Here is a 21,426-nt window from a genome sequence, read left to right as displayed (position 1 = left end):
CTCTCTTTAGAGGTGGGGGGCTTCAGGGGCGTCGATCGAGTTGATGCGCGGTTTCAGGGGGGCGTCAGAGCAACGCCACGGCGCCAGGTTGCCGAGGCCTCGGGTGAGGGCGTCGGATTGGTCGTTCGTGCTGATCACCCCTGCTGTGGCGAGGAGCTTAAGCGCGGTTGCCAAGTCTTTTTTGATCTTGTCTTGTTCCTCTTTGGGGAGGCGGGCGATTGCGGCAGTCACAGCCGAGTGGCTTCTGAGCGTGAAGGCGAGTTCGCCTCGTTCGCGGGCGCGGCCCCGGGCAATCATCATGACCGTGGCGGCCCGGCAGACGTGGGTGATCAGGAGGAACAACAGGGCATACAGCCAGGCTCTTTCAGGCAGGTAGTCGGAAGCGCCAATATAACCGCCCCAGGCCGAGGCGGCGAAGGCGAAGAGGGTGGCGGCAACCATCAGCCTCAGGTCGTTGACGGCTGGTCGGCGGCCGCGGGCGGCCCGCACCCATTCCCAGATGCGGAAGAAGATCTGCCCGATGGTCAGGGTTGCCGCCCACTTGAGCAGCGTATTCGGGTCGTCGTTCACTTCCTCGCCGGCGAGGCGGAGGATTACGGCGATCAGGAGTGGTGCAAAGTACATCACGACGATGAACAGCCCGGCCCCGGTCCACCGTCCGTTGCGCCAGCGTGAAACCCTCACGCTGTCGAGCTCCGCCACGACGATGTCAAGCATCGCCGTGATTTGCGGATAGGAATCGTAGGCGTGTCGTTCGAGTTTCCGCCAGGAGAACTCTCCGGGAGTCGCCTCGACACTTCGGGCGTAGTCGGTCGCTGTCATTGTGGATGGCGGGTGTTCGTCGAGTGCGTTCATTTGGGTTGCCTCGAGCGTGGTTCGCGATACCAACGCCACGATGCCAGGTCGCCGGGGGGCTGGCGGAGGGCGTCGGTTTGATCGTTCGTGCTGATGACCCCTGCGGTGGCGAGGGTCTCGAGTGCGGTTGCCAGGTCGTTCTTGATTGCGTCTCTCTCTTCTTCGGGGAGGCGGCCGATTGCGGCGTTCACGGCGGATTCGGCGCTGAGGGTGAAGATCAGTTCGCCGCGGTCGTGGGCGCGTCCGCGGCGAGCCATCATGATCGTCGAGGTCAGGCAGGCGAACGTCATCAGAAGGAACAAAATGAAGTACAGCCATACGCCTACGGGGTGGTACGTGTCAACGAACATGTAAGCGGCCCAGGCGGTGGTGGCGGCGAAGAAGGTGTTGATGTACGTCAGTAGCGACTCGACAAGGGCGGCGGGTTCGCCGCCGTGGGCCGCGTGTACCCATTCCTTGATGCGGAAGATGATTTGCCAGACTGCGATGGCCCCGGCCCAGGCGAGGATCACATTCGGGGCCGCGTGCACTTGTGAGCCGACGAGGAGGATGCCGGCGGTGATCATTGGGCCGATGTAGTACAGACATAGAAATGGGAGCATCACCAGGCCACCCACAATGCCGATCAGGCGAGGAGTCTTCTTCCTGCCGTCCAGATCGGTTCCGAGGGCGTCGAGCAGCGGCGGGATCTGCGGGTAGGAATCGTAAGCGTGTCGTTCGAGTTTCCGCCAGGAGAACTCTCCGGGTGTCTTCTCGACACTTTGGGCGTAGTCGGTCGCTGTCATGCCTGTTGTAGAACCTTCCGGGGGACGTGCGAAACAGCGGAATCGAGGTAGCCGATGATCGCCGGAAGCGCCGGCAGCACCCAAATTGACGCATCCATGTTGAACGCGGCGGCGCGACGCCCATTCGGGGCGGGGACGAGGCCCAGACTGGCCGCGTAGGCGGGATCAGGCTGGCCACTTGCGTTGAGTCCGGGGGTCTGCTCATCGTCGACGTTCAGGGTGACGCTCACATCTGCTCCTCAGATCAGCGCGCACCCCGAAGCGAGATGGCGCTCTCGACGGGAGCATTCAGTACCTCCCCCGATGGTCAGAGTGCGATGCGCTTTTACCGAACCCTGTGTCTTTATCCTTGCAGTTCGGGCCCGGTTGAGGGTCAAAGGGCGCACTGCTATTTACGACCTTGATCAGGCTTTTAGGTAAAACCCCAAAAGATTCCCCCACATTGGGGGGGCGGTAGCGAGCTCGGCCGGACGGCGCGCGAAATGCCTAGAACAGCTTCGTTTGCGTGTCGTCCAGGCCGCGCATGGCGTCATAGTCGAGCAGCAGGCAGCGGATGCCACGGTCCTCGGCGAGCTTTCTGGCCTGCGGTTTGATCTCCTGGGCGGCGAAAACACCCTTGACCGGCGCAATGTGCGGGTCGCGGTTCATCAGTTCGAGGTAGCGCGTGAGCTGCTCGACGCCGTCGATGTCACCGCGGCGCTTCAGCTCGACGGCCACCGAGGCGCCGCTGGCGTCCTGCGCGAGGATGTCGACGGGCCCGATCGCCGTCATGTATTCCCGGCGCACGAGCGTGTGCCCGTCGCCGAGCAGGTGGATGTGCTCGGCGAGCAGCTTCTGCAGCTGGGCCTCGACGCCGTCCTTGATCAGGCCGGGGTCGATGCCGAGTTCATGCGCCGAATCGTGCAGCACCTCGTAGATGTTCACGGTGAGCTCGTCGGCGGTCTTCGCGTGGGTGACCTTCCAGATGGCGGTGATGCCGGCATCCGTTTGGTCATCTTCCAGCTCGACCTCGGCCAGTGTGCACGGCGGGCTCATCCAGTTGAGCGGCTTGTACGAGCCGCCGTCGGAGTGGATCAGCAGACTGCCGTCGGCCTTGAGCATGAGCACACGGGTGGCCAGAGGCAGGTGCGCGTTGAGGCGCCCTGCATAGTCGACGGAACACTGGGCTACTACGAGACGCATCCGACGAGCTTAACCGCTCAGAGTGTGCGTTCGCGCACAGCCGGGGCGGCCAGGCCGGCCAGCACCATCAGCGCCAGAATCAGGAAGAGCGCATTCAGGATGCCGAAGGCCTCCCCGAGTAGGCCGAGCACGGGCGGGCCCACCAAAAACGCGCTGTAACCGATGATCGCCACGGCGCTCACCCGGGCGGCCGCGTGCTTGGGGTCGTCGGCGGCGGCGGACATGCCCACGGGGAAGCCGAGCGAGGCGCCGATGCCCCAGAGCACCGTGCCGAGGTAGAGCATCCAGGCGGCCGGGGCGAGGATGAAGAGCAGCAACCCGCCGACACCCATGAGCGCGCAGGCGCGCAGCACGGGAACGCGGCCGAAGCGATCGATGATGGGCCCGCCGAGCACCCGCCCGGCGGTCATGGCGACGGCGAAGACACCGAAGACGATGGCGCCGTCGGTCTTGCTCATGCCGTGTCCGTCGACGGAGGCCAGGGCGATCCAGTCGTTGGCCGAGCCCTCCGCAAACGACATGCCGAGCATGACGACGCCGATCAGCAGAAGTCGCAGGTCGGACCAGACCGCGAGGCCCTCACGCAGGCGGGCGCGCCAGGCGAGAGCGGGCGCATCCGTCACATCGCCGAGTTCGCTACGCAACGGAACGAACCGCACCGCGACGATCGCCGTGGTGAGAATGAGCGCGGCCATGCCGATGAGGTGCCAGGCCACAGGAACGCCCAGGGCGGATGCGCCGGCCCCGATGAGCGCGCCGATCACGGTGCCGAAGCTGAAGCAGGCGTGCATGAACGGCATAAGGGTCTTGCCGATTTCACGTTCGACCGCCGCGCCCTCGATGTTCATCATGACGTCGAGCGAGCCCATGCCGAAGCCGACGAAGGCCAGGGCGATGAACGCGCCGGGGAACGAGGGCACCAGCGTGGACGTCACGCCCAGGCCGACCAGGCCGATGGCCGAGATGCAGACGCTGGTGAGCATGGCGCGGCGGGCGCCGAGGCGGGCGAACATCCCGGTGGCGGCGATGAGGCCGATCACACTGCCGGCCGAGAGGCCGAAGATCAAGATGCCGACCTCGGCGGTGCTCAGCTGCAGGTTGTCGCGCACGGCCGGCACGCGAGAGACCCAGCTGGCAATGCACAGCCCGCTGAGCAGGAAAATTGCGTAGATGGCATTGCGCCAGCGGAGGAGTTCGGGCGGCGTGCCGCGGGTAGAGCCAGGAGGGGCGGCCGCGCTTGAGGAGGCGGCGACGCTTTCTGTGGTGTTGGCGCGGGGCCGCGCGGGCTGGGTTCCGCCTGCGGTGGGCGGGGGCATGGCACTGCCAGAAGGGGATGACGGCTGTGGCATGGCGAAGGATCCTGAAGCATGAAAAGTATCGAATCGATTCGATCGAATCGATTCGACTAAGCTATCCGACAACTCACCCCGGCCGCAAGGACACCGATGACTCACGACGCGAATTCCCGTCCAACGCTGGCTGCCGTGGCGCGGCTCGCCGGAGTCTCGCCCTCGACGGCCTCGTTGGCATTCAGCGGCTCCGGCCCGGTGTCTGGCGCGACCCGCAAGCGGGTGCTGGCCGCGGCCGCAGAGCTCGACTATGCCGGACCGGATCCCCGGGCGCAGTCACTGCGCCGGGGCCGCTCGGGCATCGTCGGAGTGATCGTCGAAGAACGTGTGAGCGAGGCGTTTCGGGATCCGATTATGCTCGCCATGCTCGACGGCATCGCGGACGGAATCGGCCCGCTCGGCGCCGGTCTGCTTCTGCTCACCGACACCGGAGACGGGGCAGTGAGCATCGAAAGTGCTCCCGTCGACGCCGTCGTGCTCTTTGGCTGTAGCCCGCGGCTCGGGCACGCCGTCGCCGTGCTCACTCAGCGTGGCATTCCGATCGTGGTCATCGAGGGGGATGCCGGAGCGGGCGTGCTGCAAATCTTGCTCGACAACCGCGAGGCCACCCGCGCCTCGGCGGAACACTTGTTCGCGCTTGGGCACCGCACGGTGAGCATGGTGACGCTGCCGATCGACGAACGGCGCACGCGCGGCCGAGTCACCATCGAGCGCGAGCAAGGCATCCCGGCGGGAACCGCCGCGGACCGCCTGGCTGGCGCGCGCGATGTATTCCCCGAGCTGCATGCAGTAAGTGCCGCCGCCAGTTCCATCGAAGAGGGCTTGGCCGCCGGCCGCATGTTGCTGCACGACCCGGCCCGTCGTCCGAGCGCAATCATCGCCCAGAGCGACCTTCTCGCGGCCGGTGTCATCCGCGCGGCCGAAGAGCTCGGCCTGGCCGTTCCCGCCGACCTGAGCGTCGTCGGTTTCGATGGTGTGCGCGTCGACGGCTTGGCGCCCTATGACCTCACGACACTCGTGCAGCCGGCCGTGGCGAAGGGCCAGGCGGCGGGTGAAGCGGTGCTGCGGATGCTGGCCGGCGAGACCCCGGCCTCCGTTCGCTTCACGAGCGTATTCCACCGCGGGAATACGACGGCGGCGCCGCGGGCCTGACAGATCGCCGGCCCGACCTATCGCCGGCCCGACCTGCGACCGCGGGCCTGACACGTTGCCGGGGGCAGTAGTTCCGCGCGCCAGAGCCCGATTCCCACCGCTCTTCCCCACGCGCGCCGTGCATCTGCACCCCGTCACTTCGTCTCTGCACTGTCCCGCGATTCGGATATCCCGAGCGTTTGCGGCGTGTCGCACCCGGGTTCCGCGGCGTGTCGCGCCATCTTCCGAATCGCGGGACAGAAGTCGGCGGGAGGAGGCGTGCGGGAGGAGGCGGACTGGCAGGAGGAGGCGTGCGGGAGGAGACGGACTGGCAGGAGGAGGCGGGCCGACAGGAGGAGGCGTGCAGGGGAGGCGTGCAGGAGGAGGCGTGCGGGAGGAGGCGGACTGGCGGGCGGAGGCGTGCGGGCGCAGGGCGAGGAGGATCAGCGCAGCTGCGCGAACTCCTCGGCCTTACGAATCGGGCCGGCCACCAGAATGGTGTCGGTCTCCTGCAAGATCGTGTCGGCATCCGCATTCGCCCAGGCGCCGTTTTCGCGTCGCACCGAGGTGACCGTGATGCCGTAGCTTGCCCGCACGCCGGTGTCGCCGAGCCTGCGGCCAATGACCACGCTGTTCGGGCTGGTCTTGACGATTGCATAGTCCCGGTCGATCTCGATGAAGTCCATGGCCGCGCCACGCACGAGGTGGGCAACCCGCTTTCCCATTGACGTCTCGGGGTAGACGACGTGGCCGACCCCCAACTGCTCGAGAATCAGGCCGTGCTGATCGTCGAGGGCCTTGGCCCAGACCACGGGGACCTCGAACCGCAGCAGGAGCGATGCGGTCAGGATGCTGGCCTTGATGTCACTGCCGATCGCCACGACCACCCGGTCGAACTCGTGCACCGCAAGCTGGCGGAGGGCTTCCTCTTTGGTGGAGTCGGCACGCACGACCTGCGTGAGCAGTCCGTTATGGGCCTGCACGATCTCTTCACTCGAGTCGATGCCGAGCACCTCGGTGCCGTAGTCCATCAGCTCCAGCGCCAGAGCGCTGCCGAATCGGCCGAGCCCGATCACCGCGACCGAATCGGCTTCGGCGATGCGGCGGGTGGAGTCGCGGGGCGAAAACGATAATCTAACCAACGGCCGGCCTTTCCTTGGGATATTCGTAGAGGATCTTGCGCTCGGCGAGGGCGATGGCACTGCCGAGGGTGAGTGGGCCGAGACGTCCGATGAACATTAAGAGGATGAGAACGATCTGCCCGACGGGGGGAAGCCCGGCGGTGATACCGGTCGAGAGACCCACCGTGCCGAAGGCGGAGGTGGCCTCGAAAAGTAGCACATCCAGGCTGAGGTCGGTGACCAAGATGAGCACGATCGTTCCGGTCATGACGGCGCCCACCGAGAGCAGTACGACAGTGATCGCCTGGCGGTGCACGGCACGGGAGAGTCGCTTGTGAAAGATGTTCACGGCGCCATGGCCACGCAGCTCGGTGATCATGATGAACAAGAGCACGGCGAAGGTCGTGAGCTTGATGCCTCCGGCGGTGCCGGCCGGACCACCGCCGATGAACATGAGCACATCCATGCCGAGCAGTGACGCCGTGTTCATCTGGCCAATATCGATGCTGTTGAAACCCGCGGTTCGGGTCTGCACCGACTGAAAGAATCCGGCCAGGATCTTGCCTCCCGCATCCAATGGCCCCAGCGTTGCCGGGTTGTTCCACTCGATCGCGGTGATATAGACGGTTCCGGCCACCAGCAACACGGCGGTTCCGGTGAGCACGAGCTTGGTGTTCAGATTCCAGCGCAGTGGTGAGCGGATCTGCTTGCGCAACTGCATGATGACGGGAAACCCGAGGCCACCGAGAATAATCGCCAGACAGATGGGTAAGGAGATCAACGGGTCGGTGGCGAAGCCCGTGATGCTGTCGCTGAAGAGGGAGAAGCCGGCGTTGTTGAATGCGGAGATGCCGTGGAAGAGGCCCAGCCACGCCGACTCGGCCAGGCTGTGACCGTAACCCAGCCAGAACCGCAGACCGAGCAGAATCGCGACGCCGCCCTCGATCACGACGGTGATGATCAAGATGCCGCGCAGCAGGCCACGCATATCCTCGATGCCGACCGTCTTCGTCTCGACCGCGGTCGTCAATCGCGAGCTCAGGGTGAGTTTGCGCACGAGCACCAGACCGAACACCGCCGCGAAGAACATGATCCCCAGGCCGCCCACCTGGATGAGCAGGAGGATCACGAGGTGCCCGAACGGAGTGAAGGCGGTTGCCGTGTCAACGACTGTCAAGCCGGTCACGCACACGGCCGACGTTGCGGTGAACAGTGCCTCAAGGAATGTCGCTCCGGCCGGCCCGACCGTCGCGATCGGCAACATGAGCAGGAGGGTCCCGATGAGGATCGCTGAGGCGAATCCGCTCACGATCGCCTGCGCCGGCTTGAGCCGCACGCCGCGCCGGAGTGCATGACGACGGATGGGGTTGACGCGCACGGGGGTCCGTTTCGCGGTGCGCCCAGCGCCCCGAGTGCGGGGGCCGATGCCGGGAATGCTCACGCGACAACACTAAGGCCATCTGTGACCTCGGTTACCCCGTGCCTGTGACCAGCCAGGCGGATCCGCGAGCGCGCAGGCCCAGCGTCACCGCCCGCGCACCCAGATAGCCGAACGCGAAAGCTGCCATCAGCAGGGCCAGCCCGGCCGCACCGGGAGGAGCACGGAACAGCACGGCCAGCGCGAACGGCACGAATGCAGCGACGTTGACCAGGCCCGTCAGCGCCAGATAGCGCGCGTCACCGGCCCCGATCAGAACGCCGTCGAGCACGAAGACCACTCCGCCGAGGGGAACCGAGAGACCCAGAATGATCAGGGTCGGCGGGAGGAGTTGGGCGACATCCGTTGCGTTCGTGAAGAGCGTGCCGAGAACTCCGCTGACGGCGATCAGCGCCAGGCCGAGAACCGCTCCGCAGGCGATTCCCCACTCGAGGCATCGGCGCAGCACCGCACGCACGCTGACCACATCATTGGCTCCGAGCCCGCGGCCGACGAGTGCTTGAGCGGCGATGGCGAAGGCGTCGAGGGCGAAGGCGAGCGTCGCGAACAGGGTCATCGCGATTTGGAACGCGGCCAACTCGGGCGAACCCAGGCGGGTCGCCACGAAGACGGCCAGCAGCATCGCCGCGCGCAAGCTCACCGTGCGCAGGAACAGCCAGCCGCCGGATGCCGCTCCCCGCAGCATCCCGGAGCGGTGCGGGCGCAGAGGCGCACCGGTGCGCCGCGCATGCCGCACGATCACGACGATGTAGACGGCGACCATGGCCCACTGCGCGACGACCGTGCCGACGGCTGATCCGACGATGCCGAGTCCGAGTCCGTAGATGAACCACAAGTTGAGCAGAATGTTCGCGCCGAAGCCGAATCCGGCCACGTAAAGAGGAGTGCGGGTATCTTGCAGGCCCCGTAACAGGCCTGTCGCCGCGAAGACCAGCAACATTGCGGGCAAGCCGAACATCGAGATGCCGAGGTAGCTGCTGGCTGCCGCGGTGACCTCCGCACTGGCGCCGAACGCCCCGGCCAGAACCGGGGTCGCAAACCAGCCGGCGACCGCGAGCACGACGCCGAGGCCGAGCGCAAGCCAGAGGCCGTCGATGCCGACCGAGACCGCGCGGCGGCGGTCGCCGGCGCCCAACCAGCGGGCCACGGCCGGGGTCGTGCTGTAGGCCAGAAAGACCATCAGTCCGATGATCGTCTGCAGCACCGCGCTGGCCAGGCCGAGGCCGGCGAGCGGAATCTCGCCGAGATGGCCGACCATGGCCGAATCGGCCAGCAGGAAGAGGGGCTCGGCGATCAACGCGCCCAGAGCGGGAACGGCGAGCCGCAGGATCTCATGATCCAGGGGGGCGCGGCGAAGAATACTGATGCGTCGAGTCTAGTTTCGGGGCGGTGTGGTCACGGTCAGAGACCCGACGGGCTGTCACTGCTGCTGCTGCTGCGGGGGCAAAAACGCAGTCGGCCACCGCTCAGCGCGAGTATGAGAGCGCCCGCGAGTCGTTTGCGTCGACGATTTCCTTGCCCAGCGGCATCAGCGCGATGGGCACCATCTTGAAGTTCGCGATGCCGAGCGGGATGCCGATGATGGTGATGCACAACGCAATGCCGCTCACGATGTGCTCGATCGCAATCCAGATCCCGGCCACGAGCACCCAGATGACATTGCCGAGGAACGAGAAAACGCCCGCATCCGGCTTGCTGACAACGCGGCGGCCGAACGGCCAGAGTGCGTAGACGCCGATGCGGAAGGAGGCGATTCCGAACGGAATCGTCACAATCAGGATGCAGCAGATGATTCCGGCGAGCAGGTAGCTCAGAAACAGCCAGAAGCCCGAAAGCACCAGCCAAATGACATTCAGGACGGTGTTCATGATGATGCAATCCAAGCACACAGGCGGGTGAATCGGGCGGGGGTATGCCGTGAATCCCGTTGTGAGATGCGACGAAACGTGGTTGCCCGGAGGTCGGGCGCTCGGACGGGTCTGTGGCCGGACCCGTGGTCGGGCCCGCGGCCGGACCTGTGATCGCTGAGAGCGAGGGAGCGCGAACGTTGTCGGCCGATTGAGTTCGCCCACTATGGTGAACCCGGGGGGCGAAGACGGTCGTGCCTTGAGAAGGGGATGATCTTGACTACTTGTACGCACTGCGGCGCCAACGATCAAACGGGTAAGTTCTGTACCGCGTGCGGGAAGGCACGGCTTGACCCTGCCGTTGCGCCGCTTCCTCCGGCTCCGCCCGCGTCGGCTCCGCTGCCTCCGGCTCCGCCCGCGTCGGCTCCGCTGCCTCCGGCACCGCCCGCGTCGGTGTCGCTCCCTCCGGCACCTCCGGCACCTCCGGCTCCGCCGGCCTCGCCGTCGCAGCCCTTCGCACAGCAGGCGCCCGCGCAGCCCGCCTACCTCCAGCTCGGTCAGCCCGGCGGCGCTGGTGCACCCGGTGGGCCAACGGCGACGCCGATGTCGCCACAAGCGCGCAAGCGTGTGCTGCTCATCTCGGCAGTCCTGGGCGGCGCGGTCGTGCTTCTCGGCGGCGCAGCGATCGCACTGTCGGTGATCAACCAGTCGGCATTCAGCCCGGAAAAGAAGGTTGAAAACTATCTGTCCCGTGTGGTCGCCGGCGACGCGGCCGGGGCGATGGCGCTGGGCGAGATCAACGCGCCGAACTCCGCGCGGGCACTGCTGACGAACAAGGTGCTGAGCGGCGCCGAAGATCGCATCACGGGATTCACGATCACCGATGTCGCCGTAGCCGACAAGCAGGCATCCGTCGCCGTCGAGATCGATCAAAATGGCTCCAAGTATCCGATGAACTACACGCTCACCCTGACCGGGCGCAGCGCGGTCGTCTTCGACGAGTGGACTCTCGACACGGTCAATTTGCCGACGATCAGCGTCGACGTACCGTCATCGCTGGCCGAGGTGCAGGTGAACGGGGTCGATTTGGCGGCGAAGGTATTTGGCAGTAGCCGGGGAGTGGTAACGCTTCCGGTCTTCCCGGGCACCTACACAATCGGTGCCGCCGACGACCTGAAATGGGTGACGGTTAAGCCCGAAATCGTCGAGGCCAACTTCGCGAACAACATCTTTTCGTCGGCGACTCTGACGGTTGCACCCACCGATGCCCTGACTGCCACGGTTCAGGAGCATACGGATGCATGGCTCGCGAGCTGCGTCGCTGCGACGATTCTGAAACCGGCGGGCTGCCCGTTCTCCGCCTACGCGTGGTCCACGTCAGTCACGGGGATCTCATGGACACTCGACGTGAAGCCCGTGATCAAGCTCGTGAACACGAATGGCTCCGACGAATTTCGCTTCTCGAACATCGAATGGGGTGTGGCCACTGCTCGCTACACGGCCGGAGTCTTCAACCCGTCACCGGAAACGTCCACGCAAGAGTTCAGCTTCAGCGGAGTAGTCGACCTGTCCGGACCTGAGCCGACGATCACATTCGACTCCGATTCCCACTACTACGACGAGTAGCAACCACAAGAAGAACGCGTGAGCCCACCCACCGCATAGGGTGGGTTCATGACTGACGCTTCCCTCGCATCCGGTATCGACAGGGCGGAACTCGACACCGCCATCCGCCCGCACGACGACCTGTTCCGCCACGTCAACGGCAAATGGATTGAACGCAGCGACATTCCGGCTGACAAGGCCAGATGGGGCTCGTTCTATCTGCTCGCCGAGGGCGCCGAGAAGGCGGTACAAGAGATCATTCTTGAGGCGCAGTCGGCGCCGGCCGGCACCGAGGAACGCAAGTTCGGCGACCTCTACGCCAGCTTCATCGACGAGGACCGCATCGAGCAGCTCGGCGCGACGCCGCTCGCCGCCGACCTGGCGACCGTCGACGGCATCCGTTCGATTCCCGACTTTCTCAGCACGCTTGGACGTCTTGAGCGTTCCGGCGTGCCCGGTGCGTTCGGGCTCTACGTCGACAACGACCCGGGGGATCCCGAGCGCTACTTGATCTTCGTGACGCAGAGCGGGCTCGGCCTGCCCGACGAGTCCTACTACCGCGACGAGAAGTTCGCCTCGGTGCGGGACGCCTACCGCGAGTTTCTGACGACGATGTTCGGTCTGGCCGGGTTCACGGATGCCGCCGAGCACGCCGACCGGGTGTTCGATCTCGAAACGACGTTGGCCGGCTATCACTGGGACAACGTCGCCACGCGCGACAGCGAGAAAACCTACAACTTGCGCACCTGGGACCAGGTGTCGGCGCTCGCTGCCGGCGCCGACCTCGACCTCTGGCTGACCGGGCTCGACGCCCCGGCCGGTGCGTTCGCGGAGGTGGTCGTGCGGGAGCCGAGCTTCATCAGCGGGCTCGCCGAAACCCTCACCGAGCCCCGTCTCGAGGGATGGAAAGATTGGTTGCGCTGGCAGATTATCCGGGCATCCGCGGCCTATCTGTCGAGTGATTTCGTCGCGGCAAACTTCGACTTCTACGGTCGCACCCTCACCGGAACCCCGCAGATTCGCGACCGGTGGAAGCGGGGCGTCTCGCTCGTCGAGGGCGCGCTCGGTGAAGCCGTCGGCCGGATCTACGTGGAGCGTCACTTCAAGCCGTCCGCGAAGGAGAGCATGGATGTGCTCGTCGGCTACCTGGTCGAGGCCTACCGCGAGAGCATTACGAACCTCGACTGGATGACTGCCGAGACCCGGGAACGTGCCCTCGACAAGCTCGACAAGTTCACGCCCAAGATCGGCTTCCCGGTGAAGTGGCGTGACTACAGCACCCTGTCGATCGACGCCGGTGACCTGATCGCGAACGTGCGGGCGACGAGTGAGTTCGAGTTCCAGCGCGAGCTGGGCAAGATCGGCAAGCCGCTCGACCGCGACGAGTGGTTCATGACCCCGCAGACCATCAACGCGTACTACAACCCGGGTTTCAACGAGATCGTCTTCCCGGCCGCGATTCTGCAGGCTCCGTTCTTCGACGAGGGCCGGGATGCCGCGGCCAACTATGGCGCCATCGGTGCCGTGATCGGGCACGAGATTGGCCACGGCTTCGATGACCAGGGGTCAAAATACGACGGCGACGGGCGCCTCACCGACTGGTGGACCGAGGCCGACCGGGCCGCGTTCGAGGAGCGCACGAGCTCGCTGATCGCCCAGTTCGACGCCCTCGCCCCCCAGCAGGTGCCGGATCACCACGTGAACGGCGCGCTCACGATCGGCGAGAATATTGGCGACCTCGGTGGGCTCTCCATCGCGTGGAAGGCCTACCTGCTCTCGCTGAAGGGCGACGAGCCGCCGGTGATTGACGGGTTCACTGCCGCCGAACGCTTCTTCTTGTCGTGGGCCCAGGCCTGGCAGATGAAGGCGCGTGATGAGGAAGTCATCCGTCTGCTGGCGATCGACCCCCACTCGCCGAATGAATTCCGCTGCAATCAGATCGTCTCGAACATCGACGCGTACTACGAGGCGTTTGGTGTCACGCCGGATGACGCGCTCTGGCTCGACCCGGAGGCTCGCGTCACCATCTGGTAGTTCCTCTCTCTCTCTCTCTCTCTCTCTCCGCGAGAGTGCAGTTGTTGGGGTTCTGAGCCCGCTGAGAACCCAACAACTGCACTCTCGCGGGATGTGACGTGGTGCGGCATCACGAAGCTCTGCAGAGATCGGACGATTGTCAGAGCCTTGAAGTAGTCTGATCGAGGGAAATCCCGCTCCATTAATCGAAGGACTGCCGACATGGCTACGCCAGCCCAGGAATCCGACCGCCGTTCTCGGCATTCGGCCGAGCGACGGGGTAAGCACGGCGGTGCCGAAAGCCACGAGAAGTTCTCCCGCGGGTTCCACTCGCTCGGTGAACTGGCCCTGAACGGCGTGCAGGTATCTGCCCGTGCCGTCGATCTCGTGTCGGGGCGTGAACTGTTCTCGGTCGACGACCACGTCGTCATGCCGACGGCTGGCATCGGCACGGTGCTGCTGTTGATCGAGGTTGCCGCGAAGCTGCGCGACGCCGATTTTGGTATGTACACCCTGCTCGATCGCACCGCCGACGACTCGGTCGCCGGCACCGGCGTGTGGCAGCACCTGCAGGCGCCGTCGCTGCCGGTCGCCGACCTGGCCGCACTCGTCGGCGCCACCAATGACAATCTGGCCACGAACGTGCTCATTCGGGCGGTGGGACTCGATGCGGTGCGTGCCCGCGTCGACCAGCTCGGCCTGACCCGCTCGGCCCTGCTCGATCTGGTGCGCGATCAGCGCGGCCCCGATGACGCCCCCCAGTTCTCGCTCGGCTGCGCCAAAGAACTCACCTGGCTGTTCACCGCCCTGGCGCGTGGCGAGATCGTGGATGCCGACGTGAGCGAGCGCGTGCTCGGCTGGCTGTCACTCAACTCCGACCAGTCGATGGTGGCCAGTGCGTTTGGCCTGGATCCGCACGCTCACCGCTTCGCCGACCACGGTCTGCTGCTGGTGAACAAGACCGGTTCGGATTCTGGAGTGCGCAGCGAGGTCGGCATCCTGCGGGGGCCCCGGGCGGGCGTCACCTACTCGGTGTCGATGTCATTTGCCGACACCGGCATCATCGCGCGGCTGGCCGTGCTCGACGGCATGCGCCAGGTCGGCCTCGACCTTCTGGAGTACGTGCACTAGCTCGGGTGCGGCACCGGGTCTCGACCGGCGGGGTGCGGCCCAGGGTCTCGACGGGCTCGACCAACGGGGTGGTCCCGGGTCTCGACGGGCTCGACCAACGGGGTGGTCCCGGGTCTCGACGGGCTCGACCAACGGGGTGGTCCCGGGTCTCGACGGGCTCGACCAACGGGGTGGCCCCGGGTCTCGACGGGCTCGACCAACGAACGCTGGTCGAGCTTGTCGAGACCCCGTGACGGGTCTCGAGATCGGCATCGACGGGCCTGACCAGGTGCGACTGAGCGGCGAATCTAGTCGATCAGGCCGAGGGCAGCGAGGTTCTGCAGCACTTCGGCGCCCGCCGGCGGGCAACGGGAGAGGTCCGCGGAGTTGGCCCAGTGCAGCGCGCTGACCTCGGCCGACGCTTCGGGCGCGGCATCCGTTTCGGCGCCGAAGACGACCATGCGCACCAGACGCCCGTCGGGTTCGCCGTGCGCCTGCACCGCAACGGTGAAGAGCTCGGTGAGCTCGTCGGGGTCGAGGCGCAGCATGACCTCTTCGAATGCCTCACGCGCCGCGGCCTGCACGGGCGTCTCGCCCGGGTCGATCTTGCCGCCGGGCATGAAAAAGACATCGCGCCCGCGAGCCGTCACCATCAGCACCCGGCGGTCGCGCACGAGGGCGATGGCCGCCACCAGAATGTCGGGAAGTGCGGGAGAACTCATCCGTCTATTCAAGCGGATGCCGCGGCGTGATTCGTGTCCCCGGATTCGGATCCCCGAGCAACACGCCGCGCGCCCCAGCGTGACGCGCCGGGAAACCGGGGAATGTCCGAATCCGGGGACAGATACGGGCTGTCCGTCGGTCCCATTCAGGTTGGCTAAAATAGGTCATCACCCATTTCCGGGCTTTCGCCCGACCTCGACCATTGGAGCCACCGTGGCCGCACCGTCCCGCCTCGATTCCGTCATTGCCCTCGCCCGCCACCGCGGGTTCGTCTTCCAGGCGGGTGAAATCTACGGCGGATCGCGTTCCGCTTGGGACTACGGACCTCTCGGCGTCGAGCTCAAGGAGAACATCAAGAAGCAGTGGTGGCGCTTCATGGTGCAGTCCCGCGACGACGTCGTGGGCCTCGACTCGTCGGTTATCCTGCCGCGTAAGGTCTGGGAAGCATCCGGCCACGTCGAGGTTTTCAGCGACCCACTCGTCGAGTGCACCAGCTGTCACAAGCGTTTTCGCGCCGACCACCTGATCGAGGAATTCGAAGAGAAGAAGGGCCGCGCTCCCGAGAACGGCCTCGACGACCTGCCCTGCCCGAACTGCGGAAACCGTCACATTTGGACCGAGCCGCGCGCGTTCTCGGGCCTGCTCAAGACCTTCCTCGGCCCGGTCGACGACGAGGCCGGCATGCACTACCTGCGCCCCGAGACCGCGCAGGGCATCTTCGTGAACTTCGCCAACGTGCTGCAGGCCTCGCGCCAAAAGCCGCCGTTCGGCATCGGCCAGATCGGCAAGAGCTTCCGCAACGAGATCACACCGGGAAACTTCATCTTCCGCACCCGTGAGTTCGAACAGATGGAGATGGAGTTCTTCGTCGAGCCCGGCACGGATGAGACGTGGCAGGAATACTGGATGGAACAGCGCATGAGCTGGTACACCGGCCTCGGCATCAAGCCCGAGAACCTGCGCTTCTTCGAGCACCCCGCCGAGAAGCTCTCCCATTACTCCAAGCGCACCGTCGACATCGAGTACCGCTTCGGCTTCCCCGGCAGTGAGTTCGGCGAACTCGAGGGCATCGCCAACCGCACCGACTTCGACTTGAAGACGCACGCCGAGGCATCCGGCAAGGACCTCTCGTACTTCGACCAGACCAAGAACGAGCGCTGGATCCCGTATGTGATCGAGCCGGCAGCCGGTCTGACCCGCTCGCTGATGGCGTTCCTCGTCGACGCGTTCGACGAAGAAGAAGTGCCGAACGCGAAGGGTGGCGTCGACAAGCGCACCGTGCTGCGCCTCGACCCGCGCCTGGCCCCGGTCAAGGTCGCGATCCTGCCGCTGTCGCGGAACGAAGCACTCTCGCCGATGGCTCGTGAGCTCGCCGCCAGCCTGCGCGAATCGTGGAACGTCGACTTCGATGACGCCGGTGCGATCGGCCGTCGGTACCGCCGCCAGGACGAGATCGGCACCCCGTTCTGTGTGACGGTCGACTTCGACTCGCTCGAAGACCAGGCCGTGACCGTGCGCGATCGCGACACCATGAAGCAGGAGCGCGTGCCGCTGGCCGGCCTCTACGCCTTCCTGGCGGAGCGCCTGCGCGGCGCCTAACGCGCCGACCCGCGCCCACCCGCGCCGACCCGCGCCTCACGCGCCCGACCCGCGCCGAGTGTCCCCGTTCCTGCCCAGAATCTCCGCTGTAACGGGGTCACTCGGCAGAAACGGCGACTCTCGGTGTGATGTGTGCGCCCTCAGTCGTGACATCCGCTTCTCGACCAGCGAGTCGTGGTGCGGGCTATCGGCCGGTCAAAAAGTCGAACGCGGCAGGGGCGTAGACGGCCAGCACGGCTAGCGTGATCGTGACCGGGAGCATGATGGCCAAAGCGAGCAGCCAACGGCGTCGCACACTCCAGACGTGTGCCGGCTCCACCGTCTCGGCGGGCGGTGCGGTGTCGGTGGGAATCGGCGGGTCGCTGGGCCGACGAGCTGTCGGTCTCTCGTTCGTCATCTGGGAATTCCTGTCGAGTGATTCTGGCGACGTCGTCACCGGTGTATTCGAGTGTGGCCTGTGGCGAGGATCGTTGTCCAATTCAGACCCCTGCGTTCCATAAAACGGATACCGCCCCACAAACAGTGGGGCGGCATCCGTTTTCAGCGTGCGAGCGAAAGCGTGCGATTTAGACCAGCAGCGTGCGGTCGTCGAGAACCGCGCCCTTGATCTTCTCGAACTCGGCGAGCAGATCCTTGACGGTCAGCGTGCGCTTCTGGGCCTCGTCGGCGTCGAAGATGATGTGACCGTCGTGCATCATGATGAGCCGGTTGCCCACGCGCAGCGCCTGTTCCATGTTGTGCGTGACCATCAGCGTCGTCAGACGATCTTTCTCGACGATGTTCTTGGTCAGGCGCGTGACCAGCTCGGCTCGCTGGGGATCGAGCGCGGCGGTGTGCTCGTCGAGCAGCAGGATGCGCGGCTGCGTGAAGGTGGCCATGAGCAGAGAGAGCGCCTGGCGTTGGCCGCCGGAGAGCAGGCCGACCTTCGCCTTGAGGCGCTTCTCGAGACCCAGCTCAAGCGCCAGCAGTTCCTCGGCGAAGAGCGCGCGACGCTTCTTGGTCACGGCCTGGGAGAGACCCCGCGGGGCGCCGCGACGCAGTGCGATGGCCAGGTTCTGCTCGATCGTGAGGTCGGGCGACGTGCCGGCCATCGGATCCTGGAACACTCGGCCGATGTAGGTAGCGCGGCCGTAGTCGCGCAGCTTGCTGACGTTCTTGCCGGCGATCGAGATCGTTCCGGTCTCGGGAGTGAGCTTTCCGGCAATGGCGTTCAGCAGTGTTGACTTGCCTGCACCGTTGCTGCCGATCACCGTGACGAAATCGCCGGGTGCCAGGTGCAGCGAGACGTTGTTCAGGGCGATGCGTTCGTTGACCGTGCCCGGGAAGAACGTCTTGGTGATGTGTTCGATTCTCAGCATGTCGACTAACCTGCCTTCACTATGGTGCGGGAGGTGAGTTGCCGCAGGGTCGGAACCTTCTTCAGGAACCCCCAGCGCGGCAGCAAGAGCGCGGCCACGACGAGCACCGCCGAGATGAGCTTCATGTCGTTCGGGTTCAGGCCCGCGCCCAAGGCGAGGAAAATCACCACGCGGTAGATGATGGCGCCCAGAATCACCGCGGTCGTCGCAATGAAGATCGTGCGGCTGCCGAAGACGGCCTGGCCGACGATCACCGAGGCGAGACCGATCAGGATCAGGCCGATGCCCATTCCGACGTCGGCGAAGCCCTGGTACTGCGCGATGAGGCCACCGCAGAGGGCGACGAGGCCGTTCGAGATCGCGAGCGTCAGAATCGTGGTGCGATCCGTGTTGACGCCAAAGCTGCGGATCATCTGCGCGTTGTTGCCTGTGGCTTGAATCGACAGGCCCAGGTCGGTGTGCAGGAACCAGTCGATGATCAGCTTGATCACCACGGCGATGCCGGCGAAGATCAGGATGCTCGAGATCGAGCCCATCAGCCCTGCGTCACGCAGCGGGGTGAACAGGGTTTCCTCCCGCAGAAGCGGGAGATTCGATTTACCCATGATCCGCAGGTTGATCGAATACAGCGCGATCATCGTGAGGATGCCGGCCAGCAGGCCGTCGATCTTCCCCTTCGTATAGAGCAGGCCCGTGACGACCCCCGCGATCGCTCCGGCCGCTGCCCCCGCGAGGGTGGCCCAGATGGCCGGAACGCCGTCAATGATGAGTTTGGCTGCGACGGCCGCCCCGGTGGTGAAGCTTCCGTCGACCGTGAGGTCGGGAAAGTTGAGCACCTTGAACGTCAAATAGACGCCCAGGGCCATCGTCGCGTAAAGCAGGCCCAGTTCGACCGCCGCAGTCATAGTTCAATCCTTCTTCAGTGACGTAACCGAGATCGCCGGTTAGCCGACGGTCTGGTCGGCCGCATCGAGCACGGATGCCGGGATGGTGACGCCCATGCGCTCTGCCGCGCCCTTGTTGATGATCAGAGAGATCTTCTCGAGGGTCTCGACGGGCATGGTTGCCGGGTCGGCACCTTCCTTGAGAACACGGATCGCCATGAGACCGGTCTGGTAGCCCAGGTCGGAGTAGTCGATGCCGTAGGTGGCGAGAGCGCCGCTCTCGACCTGTCCGCCTTCGGCACCGAACAGCGGAATGCCCTTGGCCTCAGAAACCTGAATCAGAGCGGAGATGCCCTCGGTGACCTTGTTGTCGGTCGGGATGTAGAACGCGTCAACGTCGCCGAGCGACTCGGCAACCTGGCTGACCTCGCCGGCGACCGTGACCGTGGCTTCCTTGATGGTCAGGCCGAGTTCCTTCGCCGCGTCCTTGGCCATGGTGACCTGAACGTCCGAGTTGACTTCACCCGAGCTGTAGATGATGCCGACGGTCTTGGCATCGGGCAGTACATCCTTGATCAGCTGCAGCTGGTCCTTGACCGGGTTGAGGTCACTGGTGCCGGTGACGTTTGCGCCAGGGGCCTCCCACGAGTCAACGAGGCCGGCCTCCTTGGGTTCGGTCACTGCCGTGAACAGGATCGGGATGTCGGTGATGGTCTGGGCTGCGGCCTGCGCGGTCGGAGTGGCGATTGCGAGCACGAGGTCGACCTTGTCGGCGGCGAACTTCGCGGCGATCGTGCTGGCGGTCGCCTGGTCGCCCTGCGCGTTCTGGTCGTCGAAGGTGACGTCGGTGCCCTCGACGTAGCCGGCGTCGGCGAAAGCCTTTTTGAAGCCGTCGCGTGCGGCATCCAGCGCCGGGTGAGCCACGATCTGGGTGATACCGATCGTGATCATCTTCGAGTCCGAGCCCTTGTCGGCATCCGACGAAGCGGCGCTTGCGCAGCCGGAGAGGGCGAGGGCGCCTGCGGCGAGCAGGCCGAGCGCGGACAGAGTTTTGGTGCGGTTCATGGTGCGGATTCTCCTTTGAATGCTGTGCCAGGGTGATGCAAAACGAGCCCGACGGTGGGACCGTTCGTCTGAGCAGTCCCGCTTCCGATCGGACGCGATACTGACAAGTTTTACAGAGGCGAAGACCCTCTATTGACCAGGGCTGCCACTCGCGAGCGACGCGGCTGCGGCGAGAAAGCGATCATTCGCCTCAATTGACCCGGTCGAGACGCGAATCCCTTCGCCCGGAAACGCCCGGCCCAGGATGCCCTGCTCAATCAATGCCGCGTTCACACGATCGGTGTCGTCGCCGGTGCGCAGCCAGACGAAGTTGGCGTGCGAGTCGGCGACGGTCCAACCCTGGGCGCGCAAGCCCGCAAGCACTCGGGTGCGTTCGTCAACCAGGATGTCGACGCGCAGGTTGAGTTCGTGCTCGGCATCGAGCGAGGCCACACCGGCGCGCTGGGCAAGGTCGGAGACCCCGAACGGCACCGAGACGCGGCGCAGGTTGGCCGCGACGGATGCCGGCGCAATGGCGTAGCCCAAGCGCAGGCCGGCCAGGCCGTAGGCCTTCGAGAAGGTGTGCAGCACGGCCACGTTCGGGTACTGCTTGAAGAAGTCGAGGCCGATGGCCGAGTCGGGGTCGCGGTTGAAGTGCACGTAGGCCTCGTCGATGACGACGAGCACGTTCTCGGGCACGCGGGCCAGGAAGTCGTGCATTTCGGCGGTGGTGACCGTGGCACCGGTGGGGTTGTTCGGGTTGCAGACAAAAATCAGGCGTGTGCGGGCCGTGATGGCTGCGGCCATCGCGGGGAGGTCGTGACGGTCGCCATCCGTCAGCGGTACGGGAATCGGGGTGGCGCCGGCGACCTGGACCAGAATCGGGTAGGCCTCGAACGAACGCCAAGCGAAAATGACCTCGTCGCCTGCGCCGGCGCTGGCGTGAATGAGCTGGGAGGCAACCTCGACCGAACCGGCGCCGAACGCCAGGTTCTCGGCATCGATGTCGTAGCGGGCGGCCAGGCGTTCGGTGAGCTCGGGTGCCGACATGCTCGGGTAGAGGTGGATGGTCGATAACGCTTCGGCGATAACCGTCACGACGGACGGCAGCGGAGCGAAGGGGTTCTCGTTGCTGGACAGCTTGACGGCTCCGCTGTCGCCGGGAGCGACGCCTTGCTTGTAGGCGGGAAGTTTCGAGATCGCGTCACGCTGAAAAACCATGCTGTGTGCCCTTAGTGTGTGGTGCGCCGCACTCGGTGGGGAGTGCGCTGGGGGATGCGCCACAACACGAATGTCAGCGGCGACAGTGTTGCCGATGCTAGCGAGACTGACAGGGGCGAGCAACTTGTTACTTTATGACACCACATGCTGTACCGTTTGCA

Annotated in this window: 20 protein-coding genes; 5 read left to right on the top strand and 15 right to left on the bottom strand. The window is 65.4% G+C overall.

Going from position 1 to position 21,426, the window contains the following annotated elements; genetic code table 11:
- Positions 1-6: 6 nt before the first annotated feature.
- The 5 genes from HNR05_RS13555 to HNR05_RS13535 form a co-directional block, all read right to left on the bottom strand.
- A complete protein-coding gene (locus HNR05_RS13555; protein WP_179579626.1) occupies positions 7-855 on the bottom strand; it encodes a hypothetical protein in 849 nt (282 codons plus the stop codon).
- Complete coding sequence (locus HNR05_RS13550) at positions 852-1,640, bottom strand: hypothetical protein (RefSeq protein ID WP_179579625.1); 789 nt, start codon at positions 1,638-1,640, stop codon at positions 852-854. Before HNR05_RS13550 ends, HNR05_RS13555 begins: the two co-directional genes overlap by 4 nt.
- Positions 1,637-1,870, bottom strand: a complete 234-nt coding sequence (locus tag HNR05_RS13545; RefSeq protein ID WP_179579624.1) for a hypothetical protein — start codon at positions 1,868-1,870, stop codon at positions 1,637-1,639. Before HNR05_RS13545 ends, HNR05_RS13550 begins: the two co-directional genes overlap by 4 nt.
- Positions 1,871-2,126: 256 nt before the next feature.
- Positions 2,127-2,822 carry an endonuclease NucS gene (gene nucS / locus HNR05_RS13540; RefSeq protein ID WP_179579623.1) on the bottom strand — a complete coding sequence of 232 codons (696 nt, stop codon included), beginning with the start codon at positions 2,820-2,822 and terminating at the stop codon, positions 2,127-2,129.
- A 17-nt stretch (positions 2,823-2,839) separates the two neighbouring features.
- Positions 2,840-4,138 (bottom strand): MFS transporter, encoded by a 1,299-nt coding sequence (locus HNR05_RS13535; protein WP_179579622.1) that lies wholly within the window; start codon positions 4,136-4,138, stop codon positions 2,840-2,842.
- Between the two features lie 129 nt (positions 4,139-4,267).
- Here HNR05_RS13535 and HNR05_RS13530 point away from each other — a divergent pair, with 129 nt between their 5' ends.
- Positions 4,268-5,323: a LacI family DNA-binding transcriptional regulator gene (locus tag HNR05_RS13530; RefSeq protein WP_179579621.1), complete on the top strand. Its 1,056-nt coding sequence runs from the start codon at positions 4,268-4,270 to the stop codon at positions 5,321-5,323.
- A gap of 422 nt (positions 5,324-5,745) precedes the next feature.
- On the opposite strand, the gene HNR05_RS13525 is transcribed toward HNR05_RS13530, so the two are convergent.
- The 4 genes from HNR05_RS13525 to HNR05_RS13510 form a co-directional block, all read right to left on the bottom strand.
- Complete coding sequence (locus tag HNR05_RS13525; RefSeq protein ID WP_179579620.1) at positions 5,746-6,444, bottom strand: potassium channel family protein; 699 nt, start codon at positions 6,442-6,444, stop codon at positions 5,746-5,748.
- Positions 6,437-7,801, bottom strand: coding sequence for a TrkH family potassium uptake protein (locus tag HNR05_RS13520; RefSeq protein ID WP_425485107.1), 1,365 nt, complete (start codon positions 7,799-7,801; stop codon positions 6,437-6,439). The genes HNR05_RS13525 and HNR05_RS13520 overlap by 8 nt, the downstream gene beginning before the upstream one ends.
- 94 nt (positions 7,802-7,895) lie before the next feature.
- The gene (locus tag HNR05_RS13515) at positions 7,896-9,227 is read right to left on the bottom strand and encodes an MATE family efflux transporter (protein WP_179580984.1); all 1,332 of its coding nucleotides are present in this window, start codon (positions 9,225-9,227) and stop codon (positions 7,896-7,898) included.
- Positions 9,228-9,327: 100 nt separating this feature from the next.
- Positions 9,328-9,729 (bottom strand): YccF domain-containing protein, encoded by a 402-nt coding sequence (locus HNR05_RS13510; protein WP_179579619.1) that lies wholly within the window; start codon positions 9,727-9,729, stop codon positions 9,328-9,330.
- A 255-nt stretch (positions 9,730-9,984) separates the two neighbouring features.
- Here HNR05_RS13510 and HNR05_RS13505 point away from each other — a divergent pair, with 255 nt between their 5' ends.
- The 3 genes from HNR05_RS13505 (at position 9,985) to HNR05_RS13495 (ending at position 14,457) form a co-directional block, all read left to right on the top strand.
- Positions 9,985-11,334 (top strand): zinc ribbon domain-containing protein, encoded by a 1,350-nt coding sequence (locus HNR05_RS13505; protein WP_179579618.1) that lies wholly within the window; start codon positions 9,985-9,987, stop codon positions 11,332-11,334.
- Between the two features lie 48 nt (positions 11,335-11,382).
- Positions 11,383-13,347: a M13 family metallopeptidase gene (locus HNR05_RS13500; RefSeq protein ID WP_179579617.1), complete on the top strand. Its 1,965-nt coding sequence runs from the start codon at positions 11,383-11,385 to the stop codon at positions 13,345-13,347.
- 201 nt (positions 13,348-13,548) lie between these two features.
- Positions 13,549-14,457, top strand: a complete 909-nt coding sequence (locus HNR05_RS13495) for a serine hydrolase (RefSeq protein ID WP_179579616.1) — start codon at positions 13,549-13,551, stop codon at positions 14,455-14,457.
- A gap of 287 nt (positions 14,458-14,744) precedes the next feature.
- Here the strand turns inward: HNR05_RS13495 and HNR05_RS13490 are convergent, their stop codons facing one another.
- On the bottom strand, positions 14,745-15,158 hold the full coding sequence (locus tag HNR05_RS13490; protein WP_179579615.1) for an NUDIX hydrolase: 414 nt from the start codon (positions 15,156-15,158) through the stop codon (positions 14,745-14,747).
- A 214-nt stretch (positions 15,159-15,372) separates the two neighbouring features.
- Between HNR05_RS13490 and HNR05_RS13485 the strand changes: the two genes are divergently transcribed.
- Positions 15,373-16,758, top strand: a complete 1,386-nt coding sequence (locus HNR05_RS13485; RefSeq protein ID WP_179579614.1) for a glycine--tRNA ligase — start codon at positions 15,373-15,375, stop codon at positions 16,756-16,758.
- A gap of 184 nt (positions 16,759-16,942) precedes the next feature.
- Here the strand turns inward: HNR05_RS13485 and HNR05_RS13480 are convergent, their stop codons facing one another.
- The 5 genes from HNR05_RS13480 to hisC all read right to left on the bottom strand — a co-directional run bounded on the left by HNR05_RS13480 (position 16,943) and on the right by hisC (position 21,265).
- Positions 16,943-17,155 carry a hypothetical protein gene (locus HNR05_RS13480; RefSeq protein WP_179579613.1) on the bottom strand — a complete coding sequence of 71 codons (213 nt, stop codon included), beginning with the start codon at positions 17,153-17,155 and terminating at the stop codon, positions 16,943-16,945.
- A 169-nt stretch (positions 17,156-17,324) separates the two neighbouring features.
- Entirely contained in the window at positions 17,325-18,116 is a 792-nt protein-coding gene (locus HNR05_RS13475) for an ABC transporter ATP-binding protein (RefSeq protein ID WP_179579612.1), read from the bottom strand.
- Positions 18,117-18,121: 5 nt separating this feature from the next.
- On the bottom strand, positions 18,122-19,021 hold the full coding sequence (locus HNR05_RS13470; protein WP_179579611.1) for an ABC transporter permease: 900 nt from the start codon (positions 19,019-19,021) through the stop codon (positions 18,122-18,124).
- Positions 19,022-19,060: 39 nt separating this feature from the next.
- The gene (locus HNR05_RS13465) at positions 19,061-20,065 is read right to left on the bottom strand and encodes an ABC transporter substrate-binding protein (protein ID WP_179579610.1); all 1,005 of its coding nucleotides are present in this window, start codon (positions 20,063-20,065) and stop codon (positions 19,061-19,063) included.
- Between the two features lie 129 nt (positions 20,066-20,194).
- Positions 20,195-21,265, bottom strand: coding sequence for a histidinol-phosphate transaminase (hisC, locus tag HNR05_RS13460; protein WP_179579609.1), 1,071 nt, complete (start codon positions 21,263-21,265; stop codon positions 20,195-20,197).
- Positions 21,266-21,426: the final 161 nt, after the last annotated feature.

The sequence above is a fragment of the Leifsonia psychrotolerans genome (genome assembly GCF_013410665.1).
GTDB classification, from domain to species: domain Bacteria; phylum Actinomycetota; class Actinomycetes; order Actinomycetales; family Microbacteriaceae; genus Cryobacterium; species Cryobacterium psychrotolerans_A.
The sequence above is the reverse complement of the archived record's forward strand: the minus strand, read 5'-3'. Positions and strand labels throughout refer to the sequence as shown.

What these genes read in the sequence shown, in the direction of transcription:
- HNR05_RS13555 (WP_179579626.1), bottom strand. Translation starts at nt 855, where the DNA reads ATGAACGCACTCGACGAACACCCGCCATCCACAATGACAGCGACCGAC.
- HNR05_RS13530 (WP_179579621.1), top strand. Translation starts at nt 4,268, where the DNA reads ATGACTCACGACGCGAATTCCCGTCCAACGCTGGCTGCCGTGGCGCGG.
- HNR05_RS13465 (WP_179579610.1), bottom strand. Translation starts at nt 20,065, where the DNA reads ATGAACCGCACCAAAACTCTGTCCGCGCTCGGCCTGCTCGCCGCAGGC.
- HNR05_RS13480 (WP_179579613.1), bottom strand. Translation starts at nt 17,155, where the DNA reads ATGACGAACGAGAGACCGACAGCTCGTCGGCCCAGCGACCCGCCGATT.
- nucS (WP_179579623.1), bottom strand. Translation starts at nt 2,822, where the DNA reads ATGCGTCTCGTAGTAGCCCAGTGTTCCGTCGACTATGCAGGGCGCCTC.
- hisC (WP_179579609.1), bottom strand. Translation starts at nt 21,265, where the DNA reads ATGGTTTTTCAGCGTGACGCGATCTCGAAACTTCCCGCCTACAAGCAA.
- HNR05_RS13500 (WP_179579617.1), top strand. Translation starts at nt 11,383, where the DNA reads ATGACTGACGCTTCCCTCGCATCCGGTATCGACAGGGCGGAACTCGAC.
- HNR05_RS13475 (WP_179579612.1), bottom strand. Translation starts at nt 18,116, where the DNA reads ATGCTGAGAATCGAACACATCACCAAGACGTTCTTCCCGGGCACGGTC.
- HNR05_RS13535 (WP_179579622.1), bottom strand. Translation starts at nt 4,138, where the DNA reads ATGCCCCCGCCCACCGCAGGCGGAACCCAGCCCGCGCGGCCCCGCGCC.
- HNR05_RS13470 (WP_179579611.1), bottom strand. Translation starts at nt 19,021, where the DNA reads ATGACTGCGGCGGTCGAACTGGGCCTGCTTTACGCGACGATGGCCCTG.
- HNR05_RS13490 (WP_179579615.1), bottom strand. Translation starts at nt 15,158, where the DNA reads ATGAGTTCTCCCGCACTTCCCGACATTCTGGTGGCGGCCATCGCCCTC.
- HNR05_RS13495 (WP_179579616.1), top strand. Translation starts at nt 13,549, where the DNA reads ATGGCTACGCCAGCCCAGGAATCCGACCGCCGTTCTCGGCATTCGGCC.
- HNR05_RS13550 (WP_179579625.1), bottom strand. Translation starts at nt 1,640, where the DNA reads ATGACAGCGACCGACTACGCCCAAAGTGTCGAGAAGACACCCGGAGAG.
- HNR05_RS13510 (WP_179579619.1), bottom strand. Translation starts at nt 9,729, where the DNA reads ATGAACACCGTCCTGAATGTCATTTGGCTGGTGCTTTCGGGCTTCTGG.